24 protein-coding genes and 1 pseudogene are annotated in these 26,923 nt (G+C 61.0%); 4 read left to right on the forward strand and 21 right to left on the reverse strand.

From position 1 onward, the window contains the following. Position 1: 1 nt before the first annotated feature. The gene (locus FFR93_RS21705; protein ID WP_064712387.1) at positions 2–301 is read right to left on the reverse strand and encodes a winged helix-turn-helix domain-containing protein; all 300 of its coding nucleotides are present in this window, start codon (positions 299–301) and stop codon (positions 2–4) included. A gap of 216 nt (positions 302–517) precedes the next feature. Then, complete coding sequence (locus FFR93_RS21710) at positions 518–1,984, reverse strand: MFS transporter (RefSeq protein WP_064712388.1); 1,467 nt, start codon at positions 1,982–1,984, stop codon at positions 518–520. 127 nt (positions 1,985–2,111) lie between these two features. Here FFR93_RS21710 and FFR93_RS21715 point away from each other — a divergent pair, with 127 nt between their 5' ends. After that, entirely contained in the window at positions 2,112–2,729 is a 618-nt protein-coding gene (locus FFR93_RS21715; protein ID WP_138394714.1) for a TetR/AcrR family transcriptional regulator, read from the forward strand. Here the strand turns inward: FFR93_RS21715 and FFR93_RS21720 are convergent. Next, positions 2,726–3,778, reverse strand: a complete 1,053-nt coding sequence (locus FFR93_RS21720) for a helix-turn-helix domain-containing protein (protein WP_138394770.1) — start codon at positions 3,776–3,778, stop codon at positions 2,726–2,728. The genes FFR93_RS21715 and FFR93_RS21720 overlap by 4 nt on opposite strands. Positions 3,779–3,969: 191 nt before the next feature. Between FFR93_RS21720 and FFR93_RS21725 the strand changes: the two genes are divergently transcribed. Continuing rightward, positions 3,970–5,046 (forward strand): class I SAM-dependent methyltransferase, encoded by a 1,077-nt coding sequence (locus FFR93_RS21725; RefSeq protein WP_138394715.1) that lies wholly within the window; start codon positions 3,970–3,972, stop codon positions 5,044–5,046. A 461-nt stretch (positions 5,047–5,507) separates the two neighbouring features. Here FFR93_RS21725 and FFR93_RS21730 read toward each other — a convergent pair whose 3' ends face one another. Continuing rightward, complete coding sequence (locus FFR93_RS21730; RefSeq protein ID WP_138394716.1) at positions 5,508–6,314, reverse strand: class I SAM-dependent methyltransferase; 807 nt, start codon at positions 6,312–6,314, stop codon at positions 5,508–5,510. Positions 6,315–6,879: 565 nt separating this feature from the next. On the opposite strand from FFR93_RS21730, the gene FFR93_RS21735 reads away from it, so the two are divergent. Continuing rightward, positions 6,880–7,389: a nucleoside kinase gene (locus FFR93_RS21735; protein WP_138394717.1), complete on the forward strand. Its 510-nt coding sequence runs from the start codon at positions 6,880–6,882 to the stop codon at positions 7,387–7,389. A 225-nt stretch (positions 7,390–7,614) separates the two neighbouring features. Here the strand turns inward: FFR93_RS21735 and FFR93_RS21740 are convergent, their stop codons facing one another. The 12 genes from FFR93_RS21740 to FFR93_RS21795 form a co-directional block, all read right to left on the reverse strand. Next, complete coding sequence (locus FFR93_RS21740; protein WP_138394718.1) at positions 7,615–8,385, reverse strand: glucose 1-dehydrogenase; 771 nt, start codon at positions 8,383–8,385, stop codon at positions 7,615–7,617. 77 nt (positions 8,386–8,462) lie between these two features. Beyond that, positions 8,463–9,338 (reverse strand): FHA domain-containing protein, encoded by an 876-nt coding sequence (locus FFR93_RS21745; protein WP_138394719.1) that lies wholly within the window; start codon positions 9,336–9,338, stop codon positions 8,463–8,465. Positions 9,339–9,340: 2 nt separating this feature from the next. Next, positions 9,341–10,246 (reverse strand): type II secretion system F family protein, encoded by a 906-nt coding sequence (locus tag FFR93_RS21750; RefSeq protein WP_138394720.1) that lies wholly within the window; start codon positions 10,244–10,246, stop codon positions 9,341–9,343. Next, positions 10,243–11,106 (reverse strand): type II secretion system F family protein, encoded by an 864-nt coding sequence (locus tag FFR93_RS21755; RefSeq protein ID WP_138394721.1) that lies wholly within the window; start codon positions 11,104–11,106, stop codon positions 10,243–10,245. Before FFR93_RS21755 ends, FFR93_RS21750 begins: the two co-directional genes overlap by 4 nt. 10 nt (positions 11,107–11,116) lie before the next feature. Beyond that, complete coding sequence (locus FFR93_RS21760) at positions 11,117–13,015, reverse strand: ATPase, T2SS/T4P/T4SS family (RefSeq protein ID WP_064708291.1); 1,899 nt, start codon at positions 13,013–13,015, stop codon at positions 11,117–11,119. A 19-nt stretch (positions 13,016–13,034) separates the two neighbouring features. Beyond that, positions 13,035–13,973 carry an RcpC/CpaB family pilus assembly protein gene (locus FFR93_RS21765; RefSeq protein ID WP_064708290.1) on the reverse strand — a complete coding sequence of 313 codons (939 nt, stop codon included), beginning with the start codon at positions 13,971–13,973 and terminating at the stop codon, positions 13,035–13,037. Continuing rightward, positions 13,970–14,884, reverse strand: coding sequence for a hypothetical protein (locus FFR93_RS21770; protein WP_138394722.1), 915 nt, complete (start codon positions 14,882–14,884; stop codon positions 13,970–13,972). The genes FFR93_RS21765 and FFR93_RS21770 overlap by 4 nt, the downstream gene beginning before the upstream one ends. A 1-nt stretch (position 14,885) precedes the next feature. Continuing rightward, entirely contained in the window at positions 14,886–15,566 is a 681-nt protein-coding gene (locus FFR93_RS21775) for a pilus assembly protein (RefSeq protein ID WP_138394723.1), read from the reverse strand. After that, positions 15,538–17,184 (reverse strand): Tad domain-containing protein, encoded by a 1,647-nt coding sequence (locus tag FFR93_RS21780; RefSeq protein ID WP_138394724.1) that lies wholly within the window; start codon positions 17,182–17,184, stop codon positions 15,538–15,540. The genes FFR93_RS21775 and FFR93_RS21780 overlap by 29 nt, the downstream gene beginning before the upstream one ends. Next, a complete protein-coding gene (locus tag FFR93_RS21785) occupies positions 17,181–17,978 on the reverse strand; it encodes a TadE/TadG family type IV pilus assembly protein (protein WP_138394725.1) in 798 nt (265 codons plus the stop codon). Before FFR93_RS21785 ends, FFR93_RS21780 begins: the two co-directional genes overlap by 4 nt. A 5-nt stretch (positions 17,979–17,983) precedes the next feature. Next, positions 17,984–18,547: an A24 family peptidase gene (locus FFR93_RS21790; protein WP_064708285.1), complete on the reverse strand. Its 564-nt coding sequence runs from the start codon at positions 18,545–18,547 to the stop codon at positions 17,984–17,986. Positions 18,548–18,561: 14 nt separating this feature from the next. Continuing rightward, entirely contained in the window at positions 18,562–18,765 is a 204-nt protein-coding gene (locus FFR93_RS21795; protein WP_064708284.1) for a hypothetical protein, read from the reverse strand. Positions 18,766–19,171: 406 nt separating this feature from the next. On the opposite strand from FFR93_RS21795, the pseudogene FFR93_RS21805 reads away from it, so the two are divergent. Beyond that, positions 19,172–20,550 (forward strand): annotated as a pseudogene (locus FFR93_RS21805) (ATPase, T2SS/T4P/T4SS family). 424 nt (positions 20,551–20,974) lie between these two features. Here the strand turns inward: FFR93_RS21805 and FFR93_RS21810 are convergent. The 5 genes from FFR93_RS21810 to FFR93_RS21830 form a co-directional block, all read right to left on the reverse strand. Beyond that, entirely contained in the window at positions 20,975–21,355 is a 381-nt protein-coding gene (locus FFR93_RS21810; protein WP_138394727.1) for a response regulator, read from the reverse strand. 65 nt (positions 21,356–21,420) lie between these two features. Further along, positions 21,421–22,074, reverse strand: coding sequence for a response regulator transcription factor (locus FFR93_RS21815; RefSeq protein WP_138394728.1), 654 nt, complete (start codon positions 22,072–22,074; stop codon positions 21,421–21,423). Continuing rightward, positions 22,067–23,647, reverse strand: a complete 1,581-nt coding sequence (locus tag FFR93_RS21820) for an ATP-binding protein (RefSeq protein WP_138394729.1) — start codon at positions 23,645–23,647, stop codon at positions 22,067–22,069. Before FFR93_RS21820 ends, FFR93_RS21815 begins: the two co-directional genes overlap by 8 nt. A gap of 165 nt (positions 23,648–23,812) precedes the next feature. Beyond that, positions 23,813–25,414 carry an MFS transporter gene (locus tag FFR93_RS21825; protein WP_138394730.1) on the reverse strand — a complete coding sequence of 534 codons (1,602 nt, stop codon included), beginning with the start codon at positions 25,412–25,414 and terminating at the stop codon, positions 23,813–23,815. Beyond that, positions 25,411–26,565 (reverse strand): HlyD family secretion protein, encoded by a 1,155-nt coding sequence (locus FFR93_RS21830; protein WP_281407912.1) that lies wholly within the window; start codon positions 26,563–26,565, stop codon positions 25,411–25,413. Before FFR93_RS21830 ends, FFR93_RS21825 begins: the two co-directional genes overlap by 4 nt. Positions 26,566–26,923 lie beyond the last annotated feature (358 nt).

A 26,923-nucleotide genomic window follows, 5' to 3' on the forward strand; every position in this document is an offset into this window, starting at 1 on the left:
TCTATTTCTCCTCGAGGTAGGCTCCAAGCGCAGCTTTGACAGCTTCGCGAAGGGGGCTGAGATTTGCTGAGTGTGTCTTGGTGCGGCCCATCCAGGTGACCTCTATCAATCCTGCGCGCTCGAGCATGTCCAAGTGTTGAGAGATCGTTTGTCGCGAAAGCGGCTGCCCTGCTTCGGCGAGTGAGGACGCGCAAATCTCAAAAAGCGACTGCCCAGACCTTTTGTACAAGGAGGCAAGGATATGGCGCCTTTCTGGATGGGCAATCGCTTTGAAGACAATATCGATCTCTTCGTCGTTCATGGATTAACAACATGCAGTAATATTACTGCATGTCAAGTCCACCGCGTGCGAGCCTGCTCTTGCGCCCCACCAGGAGGTCGGACGAAACCGGACGCAACAATCCGCCGCATGAGCCTGAGTTTCGTGTGCGGGTGTTGCGATTAAGGGCCTGCCACAAGACAACGGCACGGTTGCAGTCGCCACTCTCAGGATTTCCGCGACAGTGCTGGCGCATCGCTATTCCGGCAGCTTTCTCGGCAGCCAAAGCCACGCGATCACGCCGACGATCAGCGTCAGCAGGCCGCCAATGCCGGCTGCAATATGCAGGCCGGTAAGAAATGCTTCCTTGGCCTGGGCCGCGACTCCAGGGGCGATGCCCACATGATCCAGCGTTTCGTTTAGGGTTCCGGCCACACCGGGGCCGAGCAGGCGAAAGCTCAAGGCGGCAAGCGATCCAAGCAAGGTGATGCCGAGCGCATTGCCTAACTCGTTGCTGGTTTCAGCGATTGATCCGGCGGCGCCGGCTCGCTCTGCCGGAACTGCTGAAACCGCAACCTCTGCAACGAGGCTGAACGACAGTCCGTAGCCGATTCCGGCGATCATCGTTGATGAGATGAAGGCCGAGACGCCAGATTCGGTGCTTGTCAGCAGCAGAATAAAGACGCCCGCACTTATCAGCAGATGCGTCGCCACGAGTGCAGCCTTGCGACCGATCCGTTCCACGATCCGCGCAGTCCCTACGCATGTGACGGTCAGCACAATGGCCCCCGGCAGCGTGAGCAGCGCGGTCGTGAACACGTCGAAGCCGAGCACCGTTTGGAGATAGATGCCGGACAGGTAGCTGGCTGCGGACCAGACGACGAGCGACAAAAGCCCAGTCATGATCGCAATGGAGAAGATGCGATCACGGAACAGGCTGAGATCGAGCAGCGGATAGTCGATGCGGGTCTGTCGGCCTAGGAACAGCGCGAGGGCAATGATACCGAGGATCCCGCCCGCTGACTGCTTCGCAGTAAAGCCTTCTGCTGCGACGGCTTTGAGCGACCAGGTGAACAGCAGGATACCCACACATGACAGAAGAAGGCTCGCCGGGTCGATCCGGCCGTAAGTCGTCGAATGGACCTCGCGGAGCAGAAGCGGCGCGACGATGAGGAAGGCCACCAAAACGGGGACGTTGATAAGGAAGACGACGCCCCACTCGAACTGCCGAAGCAACGTGCCGCCGATCAGGGGGCCGATAGCAAATCCGGCTGCGAATGTCGCGGCGAAGATGCCGATCGCTTGTGCGCGCATACGCGGATCGGGAAACAGCGCGCTGACAATCGCGAGCCCGGACGGCAGCAATGTCGCGCCGCCCAGCCCCATGAGGGCGCGAGCGGCTATCAGCATCAATGGCGACTGCGAAAACGCAGCGCCGAGCGATCCCACGCCGAAGATCACCGCTCCGATCATTATGACCTTGAGCCGTCCATAGCGGTCGCCGAGATTGCCGAAGGCGATCAGCAGCGAACCGACGACGAACCCGTAAATGTCGAGAATCCATAGCGCCTGGTCGGCCGTTGGCCTGAGCGCGGAGGTGATGTGCGGCATGGCGAGGTAGAGAATCGAGCCGTCCATGGCGACAAGCAGGACAAGCGGCAGCACGGCCATGAGGCCAAGCCATGCCTTTCGATTTATGGAAGTTGGTACTGTCACATCGGTCATCGGGCACAGATCCTCTGCTTGCGGCGCGCAGGCGCGCCACTACGATCGCCGGAACAGGGCCGGCGGATGGTTGCGTTTGAAGAGTTGCTTCTATATACTTTAAGTAAGTTACTTTTGGTATATAGCTATGTCAAGCACACAAGATGACAGTCGAACCGCCGCGAAGCGCGTTCGTTTGAGCCGAGAGGGTCGGCTTCGCCAGCTCCTCGATGTGGCGTGGCGGCTCGCGCGCGAGGAAGGCACCGACGCACTGACCCTGCCGCGCATGGCGGATAAAGCAGGCGTCACCAAGCCGGTAGTCTATGAGCATTTCAGAACGCGCAATGGCTTGCTGACGGCGCTCTATCAGGATTTCGACGCGCGTCAGACGGCGGTGATCGACGCCGCGCTTGAGTCCAGCGAACCGACCCTGGAAGGAACGGCACGGGTCATCGCTTCGTCCTATGTCGAATGCGTGCTTGCCCAGGGCCGCGAGATGCCCGGCGTGTTGGCGGCGCTTGCCGGCTCTCGCGAACTGGAGACCGTCAAGCGCGCCTATCAAGTGGAATTCATCGGAAAATGTCGCAAAGCACTGGCCCCGTTCACGGGATCGAAGGGCATCGCGCAGTCTGCCTTTTGGGCAATTCTCGGCGCAGCCGACGCCGTATCCCATGCCGCTGCGACGGGAGAGATCACGGTCGAACAGGCGCAAGCCGAACTCTACGAGATCATCGTTGCGACAGTCGGCCGGAGCTTGGCCGCTTAACGGGGCAGACGAGAAGGCGGCTTTGCATAAGTCGGCACCTGAAAGCGGCTGCGATAGTTTCCCGGAGCCAAGCCGGTGACCCTCCTGAACAAGCGTCGAAAGAATGCAGGCTCCTCGTAGCCCACCTGCCAGCTAACCTCGTCAACGGAGGCATCTGTGCGCTCCAGGCGGCGTTTGGCCTCCTCTATCCTCAAGCGCTGGACATAGGCGATTGGGCTCATGCCCGTTGCCTGTGTGAATCGCCGCTTGAAGGTCCGTTCCGTTAGGCCCGCCCGCTTGACCATCTCCTCCAGAGGATTGGCGACGGAAAAATGGTCGGCAAGCCATTCCTGCACGGTTTGAATCGCCTGATCGCCGTGGTCGCGCCGCCCCTCAAAGACCATGTAGGGCGCAAGCCCGTCCTGGTGCCATTGCAGCGCGAAGTAGCGGGCGACGGTCTGCGCCGCCGTCGCCCCCGCGTGGCGCGCGATCAGGTAGAGAACGAGGTCATGCCAGGTCATGGACGCCCCGGAGGAGATAAGCTCATCGCGCTGGCCGGCAACCACCAGCACCTGTTCCGGATGGATCGGCACCTGCGGATAGGCGGCCCGGAAAGCCGGAGCATAGCCGAAATGCACGGTGGCATCGGCACCATCAAAGACACCGGTCTCTGCAAGCAGAAATATGCCGGAACAGGCGGAGCAGATCAGTGCTCCCTTCTCGTGCATCATCCGGCACCAAACGACAAGCTCCGGATAGCGGCCCTTGACCCAGCCCTCCGCGGCAAGCACCACCGATGGCACGATGACGATGTCCGTCCGCTCGATATCAGCGACAGGCCGCTGCACCATCATCGGCACATGGCTTGCAAGCGTCAGTGGGCCTTGCCGCTCTCCCACGATCTCGACGTGGAACGGTGGCGTCCTGCGAACGCCTCCGCCCGCCGGCACGATAGCAAAGGCGTTCATGACGTCGAAGATGCCGCTCAGCGTCGAGACCGCCGCCTCCGGCAACGCGACCAAGCTGACATGGAGCGGCTGCGGCTCTCCGTCCTTCTGCACGTCTGACATGTTCATCGTTCGCCCCCACTGCCGACCACGATACACTCGACGTCCGTCAAGCGCCACGCCGGATGTAGCGTCGTTACATCATCCGGTGGCACGAACGGACCGATTCTGGCCGGCACCGCTCTGCCGTTTGCCATCCCGGCCTGCGATCCTCCCCTCACCTCGATCGGAGGTTTTCAGCCAGGAGAAACATCATGGACACCTTGCAAACCAAGAGTATCGACAGCGCCAAGCTGGACGCGCTCGTAAGTCGCGCCGTCAGCGACCTTTCCGCCGGCTATGGCGGCGTCATGGTCAGCCTCGGCCACCGGCTCGGCCTCTACAAGGAGATGGCCGGCCGCGGGCCGCTCACCTCGCGCGAGATCGCGACCCGCGCCCGCTGCGCCGAACGCTATGTGCGCGAATGGCTGAACTCGCAGGTAGCGGGCGGCTACGTCACCTACCATGCCGTCAGCGGTACCTACGAACTGACGCCGGAACAGGCGTTTGTGCTGGCGAACGAGGACAGCCCCGTCTTTATCCCCAACGCCTGGGCGACGCCGGCTTCCATGTGGGCCGACGAGAACAAGGCGGTCGAGGCCTTCCGCACCGGCGACGGCATCCCCTGGGGTGACCATGACGGTCGGCTCTTCTGCGGGGTAGCGTCCTTCTACCGCAACGCCTATCGCGCCAGCCTTGTCCCAGAATGGCTGCCGGCGCTCGACGGCGTGGTGGAGAAGCTGAAGGCCGGCGTGCTGGTGGCCGATGTCGGCTGCGGCTACGGCCATTCGACAGTGCTGATGGCTGAGGCCTTCCCGACGTCGAAGTTCCACGGCTTCGACACCCACGACCAGTCGGTGCTCGAGGCACGCAAGGTGGCGAACGAGGCCGGCGTCTCCGACCGCGCAACCTTCTTCAACGCGCGGGCGGAAAACTATCCGGGGAAGGGCTATGACCTCATCTGCTTCTTCGACTGCCTACACGACATGGGCAATCCGGTGGCAGCCGCCACGCATGCGGCCAAGGCCCTTGCCAAGGACGGCACGGTAATGCTGGTCGAGCCATTCGCCAACGATCGGGTGGAGGATAACATCTCGCCCGTCGCTCGGCTCTACTACGCCGCGTCGACGACGATCTGCTGCGCCCATGCGATCTCCGACGGCGGCCACACGGTGCTGGGCGCCCAGGCCGGCGAGGCAAGGCTGAAAGACATCTTCCGCAAGGCAGGCTTCACCCGCTTCCGCCGGGCGATGCAGACCCCCTTCAACCTAATCCTCGAGGCCCGCCTCTGATCCGGTGTACCAGTGCCGGTCTCCGGCGCAATCGATGCAGGCACTGTTATCGCAACGGGCCTGCATTGCATCCCCTTCACTCACGCAACGAAGGTAGCCCGAGTGACAAGGCATAGACGACGCCGGTTCAATGAGGTCAGCTTTGGGGGCAAACATGTCACCTTGCCAGCCCTCTGCATCGTCGGCCTTCGCAACACTGCTAGAACGGACTTCATGACGGACATGAAGGCGCGAAGCGGCTCGGTGAATTCGTTCAAACGGGAGCCATTTGCGCCGAGAAGCCGGATAAAAATCAGCAAGAAGCGGTTGTACCGTATCCGGAGCCGCTGAGCCAGCAGCAACCTGTAGCGGCCTAGCTGCTTTTGGCTGCAGAGAACGATAGCTGATGATCAACCCGCGGGATAATATCTTAGAGCGGCCTGCGCCGGGCCGGCGCCGGCCCCCAGTTATGCTCTCCAGTGTCAGGCCGGTACCAAGCCACGCACCATACGAAACATCATAGGAAATGACCGGGGTCCATCGGGCAAGCCAACCAGATACCCGGCACGAACATGCTGTTCGATCGAACCGCGGGCGTCGTCTGAAAGTGCCATCAATGTGCTTGTGGTGCTGCCTGGGCCGTCGGTGAAGGTAGCCCAATAATCCGCGAAGGACGCATACTCGCAATCCACGACAATGGGAATCTCGGTCACGTCAACGAGACCGATCTTCCGCCACAACGTCGCCTGACCATCAGGCCAGAAGAGCTGGCGCCCCGCCCGCATGGATCTCAGCCTTGCGAAGTCGGTCTCAAGCACGGCGCCGGTGTTGATAACGAGGTCGAACGAGGGCATGCCACCAAAGAACTGAGTAACGGCGGACGCGACCACGCCGCCTGGACGGGTCACGCGCTTCATCTCGGCAGCTACCCGTTCAATTTCCGGGATAACGTCCAGGGCGAGGGTGGAAACTGCCGCATCGAAAGAGTTGGCGTCGAACCGCAGTTGCCGGACATCGCCGTGTTCATATGCGATATTGGGGTGGGATCGTCGACGGCGGGCTCCTTCCAGGTATGCCTCCGATGCGTCAACGCCGATCACATGCGCTCCCGCCTCGGCCAGCGCTTTCGACAACACACCCGTCCCACATGCCACATCGAGCACACGACCGCCCGGAGCAACATTGGCACGGGTGAGAAATGGGCTTGCCAGATGTTCGCTCCAGCGCCCTATGAATGTCTCGTAGACGTCGGAGTCAGCCCAATTATATCGTAGTTCTGCGGTTTCCATGGCTCGCCATCCTCCCTGGATCAAGAATGGACCGTAACACGGCCATTCAGGTCGCGCGCATCGCCGTCACACCGGGCAATCCAGCGGAATCTTATTAACGCTTCTTAAGACAACATGACATAGTGGGAACCCTGAAATCACACTGGCTTCCCCGTCGACCGGTGTTCCGAGGTACCGCTTGTCGGTTTGACCAATGTGATCCGCGCAGGTCGCACGGTGGGAGCCCGCTTCGCCATCAACTGCAATCCTTCAGCCCGGCCCGTATGTCGATGCGCGTCTCACCTACACCGATGGCCACCATGGATGCTCTGGAAATCGGATTGCGTACGACAAAAATCCTAAAGGTCAGAACCCCCTAGGACGACAACCGGAATCAGGTGCCAGGCAGGAGCAGCGGACCGCTGAACAACGTCCGTGCGGAATGACTGCAAATGAGGCGCGTTCCGGACGTGGCTACACTAGGGTAGCGGACGGACAGCTGACCTGATCAGGTCAAGCTGGTTGGCTGAGCGGTCGCAGGTAGAGTGTCTTCTCCCCCGCTTGGAAGGCATGATAAAGGACGCCTATGGGCATCAGGAACTATCTGATCGAAGGCGGCTCCGGCACTGGAAAGACGTCTGTTGCTACCGAACTGGAGCGGCGGGGCTACCACGTCATCCATGGTGATCGGGTCCTGGCTTATGTCGGCGACCCCGAGACAGGCCAGGCACTCACAGGACCACCCGAAGGCGCAGACCGCGTCGATTGGGGATACGCGCACTGGATCTGGCCCGTTGACAAGGTCCGGTCCATTGCTGCCGACACCACCCATCCTGCCACCTTCTTCTGTGGCGGCTCGCGAAATTTCCACAAATTCGTGGACCTGTTTGACAAGGTATTCGTGCTCGACATCGACGTTGCGACGTTGAACCGAAGACTAGATGGAAGGCCGAATGAGCCTGGCTTCGAACCCGCCGAGCGAGCACTGGTGCTCCGCTACCATCGTACCCGGGAGTATCTCCCTACCGGAATCACGATCGACACGGCAAATACTGTCGCAGGTGTCGTCGACGATATCCTCGCTAAACTCACCTGAAGCCTTGCGCCATTGTGATCGGAAGGAAGGCACCCGATTATCGCCGGACTATTGGGCGTTGCCACTTTCGTAGCCGACCGGCAACTTGCGCGGCCTTCTGATTCACGCAACCTCCGACGACGGCAGGGCCTTTTACGAGCATGATGGGTTCGTCGCGTCGCCCGGCAAACCCTATGACCTGGTGTTATCGTTGCGGCAGGCTTGATAGATTCCGTGGCCTCGGCCTCAGGCGACGGACCATCCACCGTCCACCAGCAGGTTGGCGCCGGTGATCAGGCTGGCGGCCGGCGATGCCAGGAAGACGACGGCACCCACGACATCATCGGTTTCACCGATCCGGCCAAGCGGAATGTGATCGAGCGTCGCCTGGCGATTGGCGGGATCGGAGAGAAAGGGTGCCGTGCCATCCGTGTGGATGAAGGTCGGCGATACGGTGTTGACGGTGACATTATAGCGCGCCCATTCGGCTGCAAGGCAGCGGGTGAGGTGATTGATCGCCGCCTTGCTCATGCAATAGATTGCCTCGCCGCGGAGCGCCACGGTGCCGGCCTGTGAGCTGATGCTGATGATGCGGCCACCATTGCGCTTGATCATATGACGCCCCACCGCCTGCGTCATCAGGAAGGTGCCCTTGATGTTGACATCAAGGATCTCGTCAAGGTCCTCCTCCTCGACAAGTTCAGCAAGGTTGCCTGGAGCCACGCCGACATTGTTGACGAGAACGTCAATCCGACCAAACGTCGTCAGTGCTGCGTCGACAGCCCGTGCGATATGAGCTTTGTTAGGAATGTCCAGTTCAACAGCGAGGACTTTTCGTCCCGCGCCCTCGAGTTCGGCGACCAGATCCGCCGACGCTGCGACATTGCGGACCCCCAAAACAATATCGGAGCCTGCCGCGGCACAGGCAAGCGCGCAAGCCCGCCCGATCCCACGGCTCGCACCTGTTACCAAAGTCACCTTGCCCTCAAGGCTGAAGTCCGGCGCGTTCCTCTGCATCATGGTCCTCCCTTGATGAAATCAATTTATCGCAGTGTCAGCGGGCCGAAGCCAGAAGTTTTGCTGTAGGCCCGCGATCAACGCCGCGCCGGCGGCTTGGTTGCGGCGCGCCGCTGCAGCGCGAAACGCGCGGCCGAGCAGTTGACGTCGGGAACGAGATCGTAGGTCTGCTGATAGAGGCTCTGTGCCAGCGTGTTGTTGCCGCGATCCTCCGAGGCAAGAGCGGCGAGCGCCGTGCGCTTGTAGGCCTCGACGATCGGTTCGGCCGCCTTTGCCAGCGCCGCGTCGTCGGAAGGTTCGGTTGCCAGCGAAAGCGCGGCATAGGTGACATCGCCATCTCGGCCGACTCGACCGCCAACGGCGCCGTTGAAACTCGGTTCGGAAACCTGGCGCATGCGCCTGGCATTCTTGATGCATGTCGGGATGCGGGCGGCTTCCGCATTGATGCGCTCCGCCGTCGGGCCGCTCTCCGTGCTGCCGCCGCCCGAGAGGATCACATAGGCGACGATGCCGACGACGGCGAGGTAGACGAGACCTATGCCGGCGAGGAAGGCGGGCTGCTTGAAGAGCGGCTTTTTCGGCCTGCCGTCGCCTGCCTTGGCAGTCTCCTTCTTCGGCGCCTCCTTGGCCGGCGCCTTCTCCACAAACTGGAATTCGACATCCTTGCCGAGGCGGAAGCTGTCGCCGGCCTTGAGCGAGGCGGTTTGCAGCAGCGCCTCGCCGCGCAGCATGATGGGGTTCAGCCCCATGCGGCGGATGATGAAGCCGCCATCGCTCTGCTTTTCGATGCGCGCATGGATGGGCGCCAGGAACGGATCGTCGACGACGATATCGGCATTGGCTGCCCGGCCGATCGACATTTCGGCCCGATCGAGCACATGGCTGCGGCTCTGGCCGCCGGGGCCGGTCTGCAAAAGGCTGGGCTTGTTGCCGCGAAAGAAGGAAAAGACCATGATCAGAACATCCCACTCGACATCATCTCGACGATTGCCGGCGCCAGCACCAGAAGAAGGATCGACACGACGATCATCATCGCCGGCATCACGATCTTGGCTTTCAGCTTTTCGCTGGCCCTATCGGCCTTTTCCCAGCGTCGGAAGCGCAGGTCGCGCGCATGTTCGCGCAAGAGCTCGACGCGGTTGCTGCCCTCGACCTCGCCCTGAATGACGGCGCGGATGACGCGCACCACCTCCTCGGCGGTCATCCGCGCCTCCAGGCGCTGCAGCGCCTCGATCATGCCGGTGCCGAGCGCCACGTCCTTCAGCGTCTGCTCGATCTCCTCGCTCATGACAGTGCCGGGCGCGGCCTCGGCATAAAGCCTCAGGCTTTCCGGCAGGGTCGCCTGTGCCTGTTGCGTCATGACGACGAGATCGAGAAAATAGGGAAATTCGCGCGAGATGCGTTCCTTGCGGTCCTGCATCTTGTCGTCGGCGACGACCCAGAAATAGATGGCGGGGATGAAGCCGAGGATCAGGCCGGCGACCACACCGCCGATCACGCTGCCGCTCGCAATGCCGAACAGCAGGCCGAGCACGATGAAGCCGAAAAGGCTCAGGACGACGAGAAGGGCGATATATTCGCGGCCAGTAACACCGCCGAAGGGCCGGCCACCATAGATCAGCTTCTTTTCGAGCTGCGCGCCGTAATCGGCAAGAAGCGAGTCGAAATGCCTCAGCACGAATTCGACCGGCGTGCGCATGCCGATGCTGTCGACGATATTCGGCGGTGGCCCGTCGCCGCCTGCCGTGCGGCGCACGACCTGGATGCTGCCGAGCAGATCGCCGATCCACCAGACGATGAGCGCCGCCGTTATGCCGGCAAGGATGATGGCGATCGGGGCGAGGGGGATTTCGGACATCATACCGACACCTTCATCATCGAGCGCATCCAGAAGAAGCCGGTGGCATAGAGAATGGCGCCGACGATCGCGATGACGATGCCGACGGCATTGCCGAACACCTTGTCGATCAGCTCCGGCTGGCCGAAAAAGATCATCAGGATCATGAACAGCGCGCCGCCATTGACGACGCGGAAGTTCATCCGCGCCTGCGACGACGAGGTCGTGATCTTCTGGTCGAGCTTCCAGATTTCCTTGAAGGATTTCGACATTTCCGTCAGCGGCTCGGAAATGTCGCCGCCCTGGCGGGCAAACAGGCCAAGCGCGGCATCGACCATCTTGAAATGCAGGCTCGGCACGTTGCGGCCGTGGCGGTCGAGTGCCTCGACCAGGCCAATGCCGAGCTTCTGCTCACGGGCGATGCGCTCGAACTCGCGCGAGGCCGGCATCTGGCCGGTATCGGCGACCGCATTGACGGCGACGGCGAGCGGCTTGCCGGTGCGCACCGCCGAGACGATCTGGTCGACGGCATAGGGAAGCTGCGATTCGATCTGTAGCCAGCGGCGCTGCAGGAAATAGCGGATCGTCGCCTTGGGCAGGAAGAAGGCGACGGGAATGGCAACGACGATGCCGACAATCGGTCCGAAAATCAGCGAGATCACGGCGAAGATGACGACCGCGGTGATCGCATAGGCAAGGATCATCGTATAGGGCGGCACGGCATCGCGCCCGAACACCTGGGCTGCTTCGCTGGCAAGCGCAATATCACGTTCGGTGGCGCGCAGGAGCGGTGCCGGCCATTGCACCGGCGCTCCCCAGACGAGAAGTCCCGCCGTAACCGCGCCGAGGGCGATCGTCAGGATCTGCAGAATGCTGATGTCCATGGTTCCACCCTCAAACGAACATATCGAGGTTCTTGATCTCGCCGTCTTCTCCGAACTCGACGAGCTCGGCTACGAAGCTCGGCAGGTAGCCGGTGAAGGCATGCACCGCCTGGCCGCCGGCGCGGCCGACGAGATTGAAAATCGGCTCGACGATGACGAGGCCGGTATCCGGATCGATGCCGATCACCTCCGATATTTCGGTGACGGCCCGCCGGCCGCTTTCCAGGCGGTTGAGCTGCACGACGAGCTCGACGGCGGCGACGATCTGCTGGCGGATCGCCATGACGGGCAGCGAGCTCTGGCCCTGCAGCACCATCACCTCGAGGCGGGTCATCATGTCCTGCGGCGTGTTGGCATGCGCGGTCGTCATCGAGCCTGCATGGCCGGTGTTCATCGCCTGCAGCATGTCGATCGCCTCGGCGCCGCGGCACTCGCCGACGATGATGCGGTCGGGGCGCATGCGCAGCGCATTGCGCACCAGATCGCGAATGGTGACGCTGGTCTCGCTCTCCGCCGTCTTCGGCCGCGATTGCAGGTAGACGACATGAATGCCGTCGAGCTGCAGTTCGGACGTGTCCTCGACGGCGACGACGCGCTCGCCGACCGGGATGAATTGCGAAAGGCTGTTCAGGAGCGTCGTCTTGCCGGAGCCGGTGCCGCCTGAGACGACGATGTTCTTGCGGGCGCGCACGGCCGCCTCGAGGAAGGCACGCATCGGCTCGCTAAGCGCGCCTGCGGCGACCAGCTTGCTGATGTCGAGCCGCGACTTGCCGCCGAACTTGCGGATGGTGAGGCAGGCGCCCTTGACCGCGAGCGGCGGGATGACGGCATTGACGCGCGAGCCGTCGGGCATGCGGAAGTCCGCCATCGCCTCGCTCTCGTTGATCGAGCGATTGGAATCGACGGCAATGCGCTCGATCACCTTCATCAGCTGCCGCTCGTTGGCGAAGGCGAAGGGGTAGCGTTCAAGCAGGCCGAATTTTTCGACATAGATCTCGTCGTAACGCGTCACCATGATTTCGGAGATGACGTCGAGATCCATCAGTTCCGAGATCGTGCCCCAGCGATACATCAGCTCCTCGATGTTGGAGCGCAGGTGCATATGGGCGATCTCGTAGCGGTCGCCGGCGTTGAAGAGGGCTTGCCGGGCCTGGAAGGCGGCGCTGAAGCGCGTGTCGAGCTGGGCGAAATCGGCGCGGGTGGATTCGAAGTTCAGCTTCAATTGCAGCGCCGAGATCAGCGCCTTGCCGACATCGAAGAGCCGGCGGTTGTCCTGCTCTTCGCGCGCGAGGATTGCCGCATTCGAGGCACCGTCGCGCCGTCCGGTGCGGGCGATGCGTTTTGCCAGCCAGCGATAGACGGCGTTCTTGATGACGAGGATGACGAGATCCTGCGGCGCGCTGTCGAGCGCCTCTTTGATGAACAGGTCGAGCCGCTCGCGGATGCGGCTGCGCGTCTCCTCGCGGCCGAAATCGGAGGATTTGACCAGCCGGTCATATTGCGTGTCTTTTAGCAATCGCTCATGTATTTCCATCTGCAGCGCCAGCACCCGCTCCTGGTCCGGAAACTGCGTGACCGCCTCGGGCGCCGCTGCCGGCTCGACGAGTTCGATGGTGACATTCGGCACCCAGATCGACATGCCGGCCGAAACCGCAACCGGCGTGCCGGCCCGGAGCGGCTGGTCATCGACCCGTGTCGGATTGCGCCCATGATGCTGGACCGACCACCCTTGGCCGGACTTGCGCAGCACGAATTGCGGCGAGGACACGTGGCTGCCGCGCAGGCGCACGATGCCGGCGCCGGCGGGAAGCGAAAGCGTGCTGCTTTCGCCGACGAAATAGGTCTCGTTCGCCGAGAGCGGGATTACCTCCCGTCCGCTGCCGTCCTCATAGGAAATCTTCAACAGCATGGCTCACTCCCCGACACGGTCACATGCGCGTCCAGTTGATGCTCGGCAGGTCTTCGACGCTGTTGTCCGCAGGATTGCGCAGCACGAGGTTGAGGCGACCATTCGCCTGGCCCATCGCGAAGATCAGCATCTCGGCTTCCGACGGCGTCACTTCGACCGTTACGTGATTATAGCTGCTATTGGCTTTGGTGACCGCGCCTTGCGGCGTGGTCGCCGCACCGACGGCGAGCACCTTGACGTTCTGCAGGAAGGTCCGGGTGACGACGCGGGTGCGCGAACTGATGCCGAGCTTGTAATCCTGCGCCTGCTTCCGATAGGCGTTGATGTCGTTCTCGTCGGCGCCCGGATATTGGGTGAGATAGTTCTTGAGCATCTGTTCGATCGGCGAAGGCGGTTGGGCCGGACCCGCCGGCTGCGCCGTTGCGGCGGGCGCCTGGCCGGGTGCGGCCGGTGGTTGCCCGGGACTTCCCGGCTGGGTCGCGGCAGGCGGCGCCACCGGCTCGACCGGTTCATCGACCGTCCCGAGAATATCAACGTAGCTGCCCGGCTCGACAAAATGGCCGACCGCCTCGGCGGCGTTGACGGGCAGGGTGAGCGCCCGCTTGCCAGGCGCGATCATCGTCGTCAGGCGCCCCCCGTCGGTATCGTCGAAATACTGGAAAAGCAGCACAGAGCCGGCGGGAATATCAGCCGCGGCAGTCCTGTCCTTCAGCCATTCCTGATAGGCGCTGGCGGCAGGAACGGCGAGCTTGGCAAGCGGCCCGAAGCTTTCCGGCAGCATCACCGGTTCTGCGAGCATGTCCGGCGTGATCGCCTGTCCTCTCGTGACCTTCTTGTCGGGCTGGAGGCGCAGGAAGGCATAGGCCGTCTGCTCGTTCTTGACGCTCTCGGTCCAGAAGTAGAGGAGAACGCCGGTAATAAGCCCGACGATGACAGCGGCAATGAGCTTCCAGTTCATGGTGTTATTCCTTCGACGAAGGGTTGCCTGATTTGAATGACCTCAACGGTCCTGCCGTCGGTTTTACTGCTCGTGTAGAGAACATTGGCTTCGACACTGCCGCGCCGGCCATAAAGCGCGGTGACGCCGCCGCGCTGCGCCGGCGGCGCTTCGATGGTGAAACCGTCGCGGGCCAGAAGATCGGCGCGCGCATCGGACCAGCGCGCGGCGCTGAGCGTGCCCTTCGATACGACCGTGCGCGACACATGGCCCTTGTCGCGGTCGCCGATATCGCTCAGCACCTCAACGCCCGCCGGAGGACGCAGCGACATCGGCAGCTTGCCGACCTCGGCCGGCGCGGCGAAGGCCGGCAGTGTTGCGGCGACATCGTCGAAGCGGCTCATCAGTACCTCGGTGACCGGCGCATCGGCAGGCCGGCGGATCATGATCGATACGCCCGGAATCGGCGCTGTCGCCGAAGGACGGTTCGGATCCTGCCGTCTGAGGTAGTCGAGCGCAGCCTCGCCGTCGCCGTCGAAGAAGCGTACGACGACGGCAAGATCGTCGCGGATGCGGCTTACCTTCGGTACGATCAGCATGTTGGCGGCGATGACGGCGGTCAGTTCCTCCCGGTCGCTGCTTTTCGGCATGGCGGGCCGCGTATTGGCGGCCAGCACCCGCAGCCATTCGTCGGTGATGTCGGAAATGCTGCGATCGCTCTGGTAGGGCGTAAATTCAAGCGGCTGGCCGTTGATGACGAGATCGCGCGGCGCCCTTTCCGGCGCTCCGAGGATGCCGGCCAGCATCGAATTCAGCGTCAACCGGATATCCTTGTAGATTTCGGCGCGGCCCGGTGTGGCTACCACCAGGGCGAACCCGATGACCAGCGCTGCGCCGATCAGATGAACCGAGATGCGCGACCGCTGGCCCATGTCACTTTGCCCCCGGAAATACGCCGTCGAACAGGTCGCCGGAATCGCTGGCAACATCTCGAATTTCCCGGCGCAGTGTCGGATCGTAGCCGCGACTAGTGGTATCGTTGTTGTGGGAAGCAAAGAGCGTCGAGTCGTCCACCGTGAATGCATCCTTCCAGCGGATGCTGCGGATCGTATCAAGATCGTCGGAATCCCTGAACTTGTAGACGCGGTCGGCCGTCGCGGTCACGAGCTGCGGCTTCTCGTTGGCGAGGTCGCCAACAATATCGCCGAAGTCGCGACCATCGCTCTTGAGTGTATTCTGCACATCGTCCCAGACGAAGGTGCGTTGCGGGTCGCCGCCGCCTTCATGCGAAGGTGTGCGCGAGCAGTTCATGGCATCCCGTCCGGGCAGCGCCGGCAAGGGCGGGATCGGAAAGGCATTCGAGAAATCCGAAGTGCAGTTGAGGCCGGTCGCCTCGGCGAAGGCGGCATTGCGCATGGCCAGCATGGTTGCGACCTTCTTGGTGGAAATCTTGTTGGCGTGTATGACGAAGATCACGATCAGCAGGATGACCGGTGCCGCGAGTACGAATTCAATCGAAGCCAGACCGCGCCGATCACGATGCAGGCGCATCAGCAGCCCGCCGGCCGGGGCCGCACCGGCTTGCTCAGTGCGTGTTGACAGAAGCCCAGGCATTGGCCCCTCCCTGGTCGAAGACCCGCGTCAGACCCGTGAAACTCTCGGCGGCAGGACTCTGCTTGATCGTGTTGGAAACGGCGCCGGCATCATCGGCCAGCGTGGTGGGCGCGAGCGATGTCAGCCAATCCTGCGTGTAGAGGTCGAAAGCTGTATAGTTGTGGACCCAACTCTGCGCAAAGGCATAGGCGGACGGTGTCTTGTCCTTGAACAGGCGGATCTGGAGCCGGGCGCGCGGCGCGCGCGAGACAATCGCCAGTGTCTGGTATTCGGTGAGCTGATCGCCTGGAATGAAAGGCGTGAAGTTGAAGGGCGTGCGCCCCTTCAGCCAGTAGGGCTTCGGAAAGGAGACGAGAGGCAGATTGGCACCCGTCACCGAAATCGCCCCGCCAGCCGGGCCACAGACCTGGTTCCAGATCATGTCGAACTTGCGGGTGAAATCGTTCTCGTCCTTCGTCTGCGCGTCGGAATAACGCGGCGGCACGTCGATCGGCAGCTGGAAGGGGTTGGTGATGCCGAAGCCGACGCCGAAGACCTTGTCCGCCAGCCAGAAGCTGACATCGAGCGCCAGTTCTTCCCAGAAGCCGAGGTCGCCGGCATATTGTTCGACAATTGCCTTGAACGGGACCTTGCTCAGATAGGCCGGCCCGAAGGCTTCATAGAAGATGTAGAACTCCACCAGCTGATCGTCGATGCCGCTCTCGTGGTTGACCCAGTCACGGATGTGGCTGCCGTCGACACCGCCTGCGGTCAACGGGCCTTTTCCGTTCGGGAAACCCCGATTGGCAAACTCGCCGCGCATCAGGAACGGATCCTGTCCCTGGGTGCCATAGGACATGGCAAGGCACATTTCAGTATAGGCCGTGACGGGACTGATACCATCCCGGTCGACCGGCAGGTTGCCGCCGGCACCTTCCCCGTCCTGACCGCAGGACTCGCACGGCGGATGGAAGACGACGTGATCCGCCTTGTTCAATCGCACCAGATGCAGGGCCTCGTTGCCGACCCGCTCGGGAAAGCTCTCGACCAGATAGTCATTGAGATCATTCATCGCGTCGATGATGTCGCTCGACTTGTTGATCAGGCCCAAGGGATCATATTTGACCTGCGCTGCCACCGTATAGGCAATCGCCTTGGTGGCTTCGGTCGCCCGGAATCCCTGGAACGCGAGGCAAGCCCCGTAGATGATGCCGCCGACGATCGGAACCTTTTGCCAGCCGGGGCAATGAGGCATCGGCGGAAGCGGCGGCAAAAGCGAAGCCGGTCCGAAGCCTTCGGTGAAGGAATACTCGGCAAGTTTTGCGAGAATGGCGGCCGAACGCAGCGCCAGTTCCGCGGTCGTCAGCTGGTAGGCGACCGACGTCGCCATGACCACGGTTGCCTGCGAGGAGGCGACATTGTTCATCGCCATGATGTTGAGATAGCGCGCCTCCCAATCGGCATGGACGAGTGCGGCGGCATCGGCGGTATCCTGCGTGCGCTGCTTGTCGTAGATCATCTGCCCGGTGTTCAGGATCCAGACGATCATCAGCGCCAGTGCGATCGTCATGTAGAGGATGATCGGCGACAGGAAACCGCGCTGATCGCGGTGCAGGCGATTGATGAAGGACGGTGTCATAGCAGGTTCACCTCCGCGGTGGAGATCGTGTAGTAGCGGCCGTCCTTCCGCTGGCCGCGGGCAAAGACCCAGCCGGCATATTCGAGCAGCAGGAAGCGTGCTTCCACCTTGGCGGTAACCGGCACGTGCGGAGAGCGGCTGATGGCGGCATAGAGCGCCATCGGCGCGCGATCGACGGTGACAGTGACGTTCTGCGGATCGAACATGTAACGGGCCTGGTTGCGCATCGCGCGCCAGTTCTTCGAAAGGCCTGAAGCATCGGCAAGGGCCTTCAGCGCCTCTTCCGGCGGCTGGCAGGTGCCGACACATTTCAGCTGGTCGTAGGGTGCGGCCGGGATCAGCGCCAGGCGAGCGGCAAGGTCGGCCTTGCCCGGGGCAGCGTCGTCATCGCATGTCCTGGGGTCGATTATGCTTCGGATGGTGATCGGCAGTGCCGGGCAGAAATAGACGCGGGCGCTGCGCGCCGCCGCATAGGCGGCATAATGGGTGAAGAGGTGGTTCTTCGCAAGAATCGTAAATTGGAACACCACGAACATGAAGAAAACGAAAATCGGCGTGACCAGGACGAAATCCATCATCGTCGTGCTGCCGGAGGTATCGCCGTGAAGCTCGGATATCCGGCGACGGCGGGCGGAAAGCCGCGGCAGCAGCAGCATCGAGGCTAGCAACAGCATGGCGATCGCAAAGGTGCCGAGAAGCGCGCCGTGATCCTCGGGGATCCAGAAGGTCCGCGAGTGCAGGATCGAACTCCAGAAAGCACCGTCGAAGAAGGGGCGTTCGAGTTCCGCGCGCATTGCCGTTACCTCACGAGTGAAAGAGGGGTGAAATCAGGCATGAACAGGCACCAGAGAAGTCCGGAAGCGGCGGCGACGCCGAAGCGGACGGTATGATGTGTTTCGCGCGGCTTCAGCACGGAGGCGGCGTCGCGGAAACCGGCGGGCAGAAGCAGGGCGAACAATCCGACGGTTCGCGCCAGCACGTCCCATTGAACCCGTCGCGCCATCGAAAAAACGGCAATCGCGCCGCCAATCATCAGCGATGCGAGCGTCACGTCGATGGCGGGCCAGAAGCCGAGAACAGCGCCGAGCGCTGCCATCAGCTTGACATCACCGCCGCCGCAGCCTCCGGCTGCGAAGGCGACGATGAAGATCAGGCCCGAGGCAAGGAGCCCGGCAAAAGCAAGGCCTATGCCAGCGAGGCCGCCGCCGACCGCTGCCAGCATGAACCCGCCGAGGAGGCAGGGGTAGGTGACTGCGTTCGGGATCTGACCGTGGCGGTGATCGAACACCGCCGCGGTCGTGGCACAGGCGACGGCAAGAGCCGCCGCCGCTGGCATTTGAGTGAGATCGTAGGTCATATCCATGACACCGACCCCGCTTATTGACCGGGCTCTGGAATTCTTTCGGCGTCGGAGAGAGCCGTGTTCTTTTCGTTGAACCATTCACCGATCTGTTTGCCGAATGCGAGCAGGAGCAGCATCAGCGGGATGACGATCAGGGCGACGGCCAGGACGATCTGGGCCATGTCGCCCTGTTCGTCCTTGTGAAGTGCAATTGCGAGAGTCTTGAGTTTTCCAAACATCTGCGTATTCCTCGTTCCTTCGTTTGTTTCGGATCGAAGACCTTAGTGAAGAAGAAGCAAGCATACGCTATCGATCCGAACCAGCAGGTTGCTCGTTCCAATGATGTTTTCTGCTTCAGCTTTTCTTCCCCGGTCGCCAACGCTTGTTGAGCAACATCATTAAGACCCAAGAGTGCGCCCAAGGCCAGCCCTCCGTCAAGCAAACGGAAGGCAGGGTTCCAATTGTCTTGGAGGCATTGCCGTCAGAAATACAGTTGACGGCGGTTCTTTCGGGCTAACCCGCTGACTTACTATAGTTTTCTTTGCCAAAGTGCGAAACGACGCGGATTGGACCGGTGATGACCACCTGGCCCATTATTGGTCAATTATTTCAAGACCATAGAACAGAGAAAGACAACACAGTCAAATCGACCGGTCGGCAAGCCGCGCCCATGGCGTTGCTTGCCGATCTGCATTAAGCTGATCTTGATATTGGGTATGGCCTTCCATTCGTTCCGGAGACAAGACAATGGAAACGATGAGCAGCGTCTTGATACTTGCATTGGTCCTCATTCCACTGATGTTATTCTTTCCGACGGCGGTCCAGATGATGGTGACGCTGTTTGGCATGAGTTCCGTTCTTGTCGGGATGCCGCTCTGATGAAAGCTGTTTCCGACGACGCTGCCGAACAGGCCACCTTCCAGGTTTTGACTCGGGCGCTGGACAGGCTCTTAGCGCCTATCCGTTTCCTTCTCGAGGATCCAAGCGTTTCCGAAATCCTGATAAACGGCACTTCGGACATCTTTGTCGAGCGGCGAGGAAAGCTCGAGCGCGCGGATACGCGCTTCGCCAGCCGCGAGGATCTGGAATCGGCTGCCCGCAGTATCGCGCAGTTTTCCGGAAAGCGGCTGACGCCGGAGGAACCCAGCGTAGAAGCTCGTCTGCCGGACGGTTCACGCGTCCAGATGATCCAGCCTCCGGCCGCCCGCACCGGGCTCTGCATCTCCATCCGCCGGTTTCTGCGAGAACATCGCAGCATTCGCGACCTCGTCACCCAGGGAAGCCTGACGGAGGAGTCGCTGTCGCTGCTGCAGGCAGCTGTCGGACTGCAGAAGAACGTCATCATTTCCGGCGGCACAGGCACCGGCAAGACGACAATGTTGAACGCCCTTTCGGAAGCCTTTGCCGATCATGAGCGTGTTATCGTCATCGAGGATACGTCGGAGCTGCAGATCCGCAAGGAGCACGTTGTCTACCTCGAAGTCACGAAGCCAGACAGGTTCGGTCGCGGCGGCGCCAGCATTCGCGAGCTGTTCCGCTCTTCGTTGCGGATGCGGCCGGATCGCATCATCGTGGGCGAATGCCGTGGTGGTGAAGCGCTTGATATGATCCAGGCAATGACATCGGGCCACAGCGGCAGCCTCTCGACCGTGCATGCCAATACGCCCTACGACGCACTCCACCGCTTGGAAACCCTGGCGCTGATGTCGGATATCGATATGCCGCTGCGGCCCCTGCGCTCACAGATCGCCTCCGCGGTCGATATCGTTGTCCAGATTGCCCGCTTCAAGCGCACCGGGCGGAGACGCGTCATCGAAATTTCCGAGGTCAAGGGCCTAAATAATGACGGTCAGTATATCGTCGAGAGCATCTACAAACTCGACGGCGGCGGCCATTCCAATTCGGATGGAGATCTGCGCTGGACTGGCGCCGTGCCGAGCTTCGCCACGGAAGCCTTTGAGGAGTTGGGGAGCAGCCAGATGGAGCCTCCAAGCTGGATGAAGCCGGTCACGGCTTCGCATTAAGCTTCTTGAACGCAATGTGTTGACGTCGTCAGCCTCTTTCTGCCGTTGGTGCCGTCGAGGATTGGCATAGAGAGTGTAACGAGTTCCGGTCACATGGTGCGATCGGCAAAGAGGTGCCGATTTCGCTCATGAACGGCTCATCGTCACCACAGCCGACTTGAGCTTCAACCCCGGAAATTCCAGCTCACGCTGGCCCAAAAAATGGGAGCAAGGTCACTTAGCAAAGCGAGATGTGGGTTTTTGGTTCCTATCCCATCAACTGCGCCGCTTGCCAGTGTGTCCAATGTGGAATTGCTTCGCGCCACCGCGTCGCACGGAGCGAAGCCTGCAGTTGCCTGTCTGGAGCACATTTGCCGAGATATCGATCAAATAATCGGCCAAAAGGAGTAACAGTTGATGGCGTGACGACGGAGCGTGTCTGCGTTCACACTGATGGCCTTCCATCGAATACGGCTTCCAGGCACGCTATCAGAGCGCCGACATCCACCGGCTTTCGCAAGAACGCGAAGGCACCGCCGCTTAGCGCCGCTTTTCGCGTTCGCTCATCATCGTAAGACGTCACGAAGATCATCGGGGGACGATCTCCTTGGCGGTTGAGCTCGGCCAGGAGCTCGGTACCGGTTAGGCCGGGCATTTTGACGTCCACGAGCATGCAATCGATCTCCGATCGCGGCTCGAAATCGAGAAACTCCTCCGCAGAAGAGAATAGGCAGCTATTGTAGCCGAAGTTCTTGATAAGATCATCCATGGCTTCACGGATGGCCTGGTCATCGTCAACGACGGCAATGGTGGGGACAAAGGGCAATGAAGCGGCCTTTTGGTTGTTCTATGCGGCCTTTATGCGCCCATGCCCGCTTGAAAGATACCATACTAAGATACAGTTGGCCTCTCGCGTGCACCCAGCACTTCCGCTTTTCTCACCAGATCGGCAACCGATCGGACTTCCATCTTGCGCATGACGTTGCCGCGATGCAGTTTCACCGTTACCTCGCTTATGCCGAGTTCGAAGGCGATCTGCTTGTTCATCAGCCCCCTGACAACAGCATTCATGACCTCGCGTTCGCGTGGGGTTAGGGTTTCGGCAAGCGAGACGACAGCCGCGCTCTGCGCATTCTGTCGACGCCGCTGCGCGTCGCGTTCCATGGCGGTCGACACGGCGTCCAGAATGTCCTGCTCCTTGAACGGCTTGGTGAGGAAGTCGACGGCGCCTGCCTTCATCGCCCGAACGCTCATCGGAATGTCGCCGAAGCCCGTCATGAAGACGATAGGCATCTTGCTGCCGATGCTCTCGAGCTGCACCTGGAAATCGAGGCCGCTGACTCCAGGCAGCCGAACGTCGAGGAGGATACAGCCGGGCCGGCTCAGATCGGCTTTCTCCAGAAAGGTGGCCGTGCTCTCGAAAGCCTCGATATCGAATTTCATAGAGCGGAACAGATCGGTCAGCGCCTCTCTCATCGACACATCGTCATCAACGATGAAAACCACGGGAGCGGAAGGTTCCTTGGCTTTGCGCATGTCAGGCATATTCCATCTCCGGTCTGATCGGCAGCGACATTTCAAAGACCGCTCCACCATCCGGATGGTTGCCGCCATCAAGCCTTCCGCCGCGAGCCTCAAGGGTCGTGCGGCAGATGGAGAGCCCCATTCCCATGCCTGCCGCCTTCGTCGTGAAGAACGGTGCAAACAGTTTATCCTTTGCATCCGCTGCTATGCCAGGCCCACTGTCGCGCACGGTCACGCGGATATGCTCCCTATCCTGTAGCTCTATGCGCACAGTGATGAAGCGCTCCCGAATGCCAGCGCTGTCCATCGCCTGGATCGCATTGGTGATGAGATTGATCAACACCTGCTGTAGCTCGATCTTCACAGCTCTTAAAGGAGGCGTGTCCTCTCTTTCGACCCGAACTGTCGTGCCGCTTCGTTGAAGTTCGTGCTCCATGAGGATCAGCGTCTCGTCGACGAGGTCGTCAAGCCCAATCGTCTCGACCCGGCCTTTGGATTGGGCCAGCAGGCTTCTCGTATTCTGGATGATGTCGCTGGCACGTTGGCTGTCTCGGATCATCCTTTCGGCGGAGCGGCGTGCAGCCGGAAGGTCGGGGGGCTCCCGGCTAAGCCAGCGAAGCAGTGTCTGCGCATTGACGATGATCGCGCCGAGCGGCTGGTTCAATTCGTGGGCGAGCGAGGCGGACATGGCGCCGACGGCGGCGGCTTTCGACGCTCTCGTCAGTTCTGCCTGCGCATCCGCGAGCGCTTTCGCGGCGAGTTCGCGCTGGGTGACGTCGACCATGCTCACGATGACCCTGTTGAAGGCGGCTGGTTCCTTTGGAAAGCTGATGCTCAGCAGGGCAAGCTTGTCTTCGTTGCTGTCGGTGCGCAATTCGACCTTGTCTTCGAACATGCGATCATCGTTCATGATTGCCTGCATCACGTCCAAAAATTTCTCCTTAGCCGCAATCATCGATGGCTTCAGCTCACCTATCGCGGAGGACTGGGGTCCGAGCAGCTCTCTTGCCGCTTCATTGGATGCGACCACCTTGATGAGGTCGATGCAATGGTCTGTAAAACCCGGCTTTTCGCGCGCGTATTCCTTGATATTGACTACACCTTGCTGCTTCAGGTTCATCAACTTGGCATGAAGCCTCGAATAATCTCTTTCCCACAGGGCTACGCGGGTCCGGTCGAAGATGGAACGATACCGCGCCTCGCTCTCCTTCAGGGCATCATTGATGGAAAGCAGTGTCAGCCGAGCGGACTCGGTTTTCAGCAGCAGCATGGTCGTAACGACCAGCGCAGCAAGGGCGACAATGAGACGGATGGTTGACTGCAGATCGCCATCCTGCCCGTGGGTAACGGCATAAGACAGCAGCGTCATCGCTGCGCATGTCGCGGCAATCGTGAGCAACCCGAGACGGGTGACTGCCTGGGCGGCGAGAAGCATCGTCACCACGTAGATCACCGCAATCGCGCTTTCTAGATCTGTATAGGTGTCGACATAGAATACTGCCGCGGCGAGCGCTGCGGCCAGCACTGGAAATAACAGATGGTGCCTTCCGCTTTGCATCTCGCGAGGGCGAAACATCCTTGACGCGATCGACATTATTCCCCCAAAACGACTTTCCGCGACGGTACCGTTTTCAATGCGAATCCGAACCTGTACTTAGCTTTGGCCTGTTCGCGGCAGCTCGACGGTACCGTGTTTCTAGCGCTTTTGTCTCGCAGAATCAGTTCCCATGATAAGAGCTACAGCTCGAAAGCGCGGCTATCACCGCGGGCGCCGTGACGATTGTTCATGCGTGAAATCTGGGTGCAGCGGCCCAAAAGGCATCGCTCCCATCAGGGACACCAGTGCCAGCCCAGCGACGGCCGACCAGAAGGACAACATGAGGATATCGGCATAGGCCAACACGTAAGCCTGAGCACGGATTTGCGTCGCCACTACCGACAGCACCTCCAGGCCGCTCCGGGCGGAATTATCGAGAAGTGTCGCCACTTTTGCGGTCCATGCGTGCAGTTCAGGCGAGGCGGCAGTGATCCGATGTCCCAGAACGTTCGAATGGAACTGCTCCCTTTGTCGCAGCCGGGTTGTCATAAGGCTCGTTGCCAGCTCAACGCTGCCAAGTCTGATGACCTGGATGTAGGCCGATACCGCTGTCGAGCGCACGGGGTCGGAATTGGCGATGAGGTAAACGACGGTCGAGAAAAAGGCGAACGACTGGCCGGCGGTGTAAAATAGCACAGTAGGCAAGAAATTAGACGGTGACCACACATTGGTCAGTTGCGATCCGAAGAGCGCCCCGACCCCCATCATGGAAAGACCGATGATGATGCAAAGCCTGGCATCAACCCGCCGCTGGAACACGACGGCTACGCCAGTGAATAGAAATACCGGTATGACAGCGGCGATGAAGTAAAGATACGAGATCGCGACCGGCCTCAGACCGCCGACATTCTGCAAGAAGCCAGGAACGGCTATTGAACCGCCGGCGCTGCAAAGGCTGAAACAGATGATGACGGCGTAACCGATACCGATGTTGCGCGAAAGGATGACGCTTGCATGCGCCCAGGGTCGCTCGACAAGGCTTTCGTTGATGAAGAAGCAGGCTGCAAGAACGGCACCGCCCGCCAGAAGTGAGGTTACAACGCCGGACTGGAACCAGTCGAGCCGGTTGCCCTGGTCTAGCCCTATATAAAGCAGCGTCATGGATGATCCCAGCAACAGCATTCCGCCCCAATCGGCCTTTTCGAGCAGGCCAATGTTGGTGTCTTCCTTGGGTGCAGCTACGATCAATAGAAGTGCGATGATCGGAGCAACGATTACATCCTGCCAATAGAGCCATTGCCAGCCAAGGTAGTCGCCGTAAATGCCGACCAGCACGAAACCAAGGCTTTGCGACAGCGGAACTCGCAGCGCGTAAAGGGCGATGCCGATCAGCCAATACTTCGTCGGGAGATTTCGGAAGATTGCCATCAGCGTCGCGGGAATGAACACCCCGAGCAGAAGGCCCCTGCAGGCGTGGAGGATAAAGAGCGACGTGCCGCCGGTGACCTCGGGGATCGTAAAGGAAATGGCCGCATAGGCGAGGGCGGAAGGGATCATTACGCGGCGGATGCCGAACACGGTGACAAGCCAGGCGACTGCCGAGGCGATCAGGATTTGCGGCGCATTGGCGATTGTGCTGAGCCAGGACGCTTCGTCGGCGCCGAGCGAATACGCGCCACGTATATCCGGCAGGCCGACCGCGAAGACTCGCGTGTCGAAACCGACGACGAAGGATGCCAGGAGCAGCGCTGCGACGATGAGATAGGGGCGGCTTGTGGTCCTGCCGCTGGTAAGCGGCCCGAAGACGAGCAAAAGCTGGCTCACCGATCGCCCCCCGCCGGAGTATCGATGGTGACGATGACAGACATTCCCGGCCGCATCTGGCCGATCAGCGGCTGGTCGGCGTCGAAGTCTATTCTGACGGGGATGCGCTGGACGACTTTAGTATAGTTCCCAGTCGCATTGTCGGGCGGCAGGAGCGCGAAGACCGCCCCGCTGGCCGGGGAAAGATCGGCGACCTTGCCGTGCAGCACCTGTCTGGGGAATGTGTCGACGGTGATATCGGCCCTTTGACCCGGCTTCATGCGGGCAAGCTGCGTCTCTTTGAAATTTGCCGTCACATAGACATTCGGCAGGGGAATTTCGGCAACGATGCCGGCGCCCGCACCGACGACATCGCCCTCGTGGACAAGCTTGCGGCCAAGAACACCATCGAAAGGAGCAAGGATACGCGTGTAACTCTGACGGACCTGCGCGGTATCAAGGTTTGCCTGGGCCGCCCTGACCTCGGCCTGCAAAAGCGGCTCCTGCCCCTGTAGTACCTTCAGCTGCGCCTTCTGCTGCTCGATCGCCGCGGCAGTGGAATTCACGGCAGCTTCGGCCTGCAGATAGGCCGCCTGAGCTTGCTGAAGTTCATGCTGGGACGTCGCCTCCCCGAGCTGCTTCTGCCGCTGGAACTCTTGTTCCGTCTGCGTCTGCTGCGCGAGAGCTGAGGCATTTTGCGCTTCTGCTGCGCGCACGACCGCCATCTGCAATTCGATCTGATTGGCGAGATTTGACAGGGAGGCCTGAGCGGAGGCGAGATTGGCGCTAGCCGCTTCGACGGCGGCGTCGTATTCGCGTGGATCGATCTCGGCCAGCACCTGCCCCTTCGTCACTCTTTGATAGTCTGCAACCGGGGTGCTTTTGATCATTCCGCTTATTTGGGCGCTCAAGGTCGAGACATCGGCACTGATAACGGCATCGTCGGTCATCTGACGGTCGGCGCCTGCGGTCCAACTGTTCCAGTCCATCATGGCCCAAGCAACGGCTGCGCTCACGGCTGCGACGGCAACAAGCGGAATGGCAAGACGCCTGAAGGCTCCCGCGGTCACGGGCGAAGCTTCGGAAGCGGTGGAGCGCTTGGCTCGTGCGCCTTCGTCGTCCTCAGGACGCGAGGGAACGGGCATTAAAACCGGATTGGGTTGGCCGTCCATTGTTGCCTCACGTCCTTTCAAGGTTGCGAACACTCAGACGCACAAGTGCGGGTGCTGAGCTGGAAACATTCCCGCTGCAGTACGCGAGCGCCAAGAGAGCGGAAAAGCTCAGCAGCTTGGTGAGCAGAGCCCAGCCGAGATCGGGCATTGCTCCGGCATCGATGCTGCCGGTGGCGCACCGGGCCGGGAGCGCTATAACGGCGGTGAGCATTGCAAGAGACATGCGGCAACCCGGCCATGCAAAGTGCTTGATCGAACCTTTGTACATACCGATATCCCCGCATCTGATCGGTTGCCCGTAGCCTGTATGTGAAACGTTAAACCCGTGGCCGTCCCAGGTGAATCATACCTAGGTGTA

Source organism: Rhizobium sp. MHM7A (assembly GCF_005862215.1).
Classification (GTDB): domain Bacteria; phylum Pseudomonadota; class Alphaproteobacteria; order Rhizobiales; family Rhizobiaceae; genus Rhizobium; species Rhizobium bangladeshense.

Excerpts from the sequence above, each read along its gene's own strand:
- FFR93_RS21755 (WP_138394721.1), bottom strand. The coding sequence starts at position 11,106 with ATGGACATCAGCATTCTGCAGATCCTGACGATCGCCCTCGGCGCGGTT.
- FFR93_RS21705 (WP_064712387.1), bottom strand. The coding sequence starts at position 301 with ATGAACGACGAAGAGATCGATATTGTCTTCAAAGCGATTGCCCATCCA.
- FFR93_RS21785 (WP_138394725.1), bottom strand. The coding sequence starts at position 17,978 with ATGCGCGCGGAACTCGAACGCCCCTTCTTCGACGGTGCTTTCTGGAGT.
- FFR93_RS21795 (WP_064708284.1), bottom strand. The coding sequence starts at position 18,765 with ATGTTTGGAAAACTCAAGACTCTCGCAATTGCACTTCACAAGGACGAA.
- FFR93_RS21750 (WP_138394720.1), bottom strand. The coding sequence starts at position 10,246 with ATGATGTCCGAAATCCCCCTCGCCCCGATCGCCATCATCCTTGCCGGC.
- FFR93_RS21720 (WP_138394770.1), bottom strand. The coding sequence starts at position 3,778 with ATGTCAGACGTGCAGAAGGACGGAGAGCCGCAGCCGCTCCATGTCAGC.
- FFR93_RS21745 (WP_138394719.1), bottom strand. The coding sequence starts at position 9,338 with ATGGTCTTTTCCTTCTTTCGCGGCAACAAGCCCAGCCTTTTGCAGACC.
- FFR93_RS21820 (WP_138394729.1), bottom strand. The coding sequence starts at position 23,647 with ATGTCGATCGCGTCAAGGATGTTTCGCCCTCGCGAGATGCAAAGCGGA.
- FFR93_RS21740 (WP_138394718.1), bottom strand. The coding sequence starts at position 8,385 with ATGCAGAGGAACGCGCCGGACTTCAGCCTTGAGGGCAAGGTGACTTTG.
- FFR93_RS21760 (WP_064708291.1), bottom strand. The coding sequence starts at position 13,015 with ATGCTGTTGAAGATTTCCTATGAGGACGGCAGCGGACGGGAGGTAATC.
- FFR93_RS21830 (WP_281407912.1), bottom strand. The coding sequence starts at position 26,565 with ATGGACGGCCAACCCAATCCGGTTTTAATGCCCGTTCCCTCGCGTCCT.
- FFR93_RS21735 (WP_138394717.1), top strand. The coding sequence starts at position 6,880 with ATGGGCATCAGGAACTATCTGATCGAAGGCGGCTCCGGCACTGGAAAG.
- FFR93_RS21770 (WP_138394722.1), bottom strand. The coding sequence starts at position 14,884 with ATGGGCCAGCGGTCGCGCATCTCGGTTCATCTGATCGGCGCAGCGCTG.
- FFR93_RS21790 (WP_064708285.1), bottom strand. The coding sequence starts at position 18,547 with ATGGATATGACCTACGATCTCACTCAAATGCCAGCGGCGGCGGCTCTT.
- FFR93_RS21780 (WP_138394724.1), bottom strand. The coding sequence starts at position 17,184 with ATGACACCGTCCTTCATCAATCGCCTGCACCGCGATCAGCGCGGTTTC.
- FFR93_RS21725 (WP_138394715.1), top strand. The coding sequence starts at position 3,970 with ATGGACACCTTGCAAACCAAGAGTATCGACAGCGCCAAGCTGGACGCG.
- FFR93_RS21765 (WP_064708290.1), bottom strand. The coding sequence starts at position 13,973 with ATGAACTGGAAGCTCATTGCCGCTGTCATCGTCGGGCTTATTACCGGC.
- FFR93_RS21775 (WP_138394723.1), bottom strand. The coding sequence starts at position 15,566 with ATGCCTGGGCTTCTGTCAACACGCACTGAGCAAGCCGGTGCGGCCCCG.
- FFR93_RS21710 (WP_064712388.1), bottom strand. The coding sequence starts at position 1,984 with ATGACCGATGTGACAGTACCAACTTCCATAAATCGAAAGGCATGGCTT.
- FFR93_RS21715 (WP_138394714.1), top strand. The coding sequence starts at position 2,112 with ATGTCAAGCACACAAGATGACAGTCGAACCGCCGCGAAGCGCGTTCGT.
- FFR93_RS21815 (WP_138394728.1), bottom strand. The coding sequence starts at position 22,074 with ATGCCTGACATGCGCAAAGCCAAGGAACCTTCCGCTCCCGTGGTTTTC.
- FFR93_RS21730 (WP_138394716.1), bottom strand. The coding sequence starts at position 6,314 with ATGGAAACCGCAGAACTACGATATAATTGGGCTGACTCCGACGTCTAC.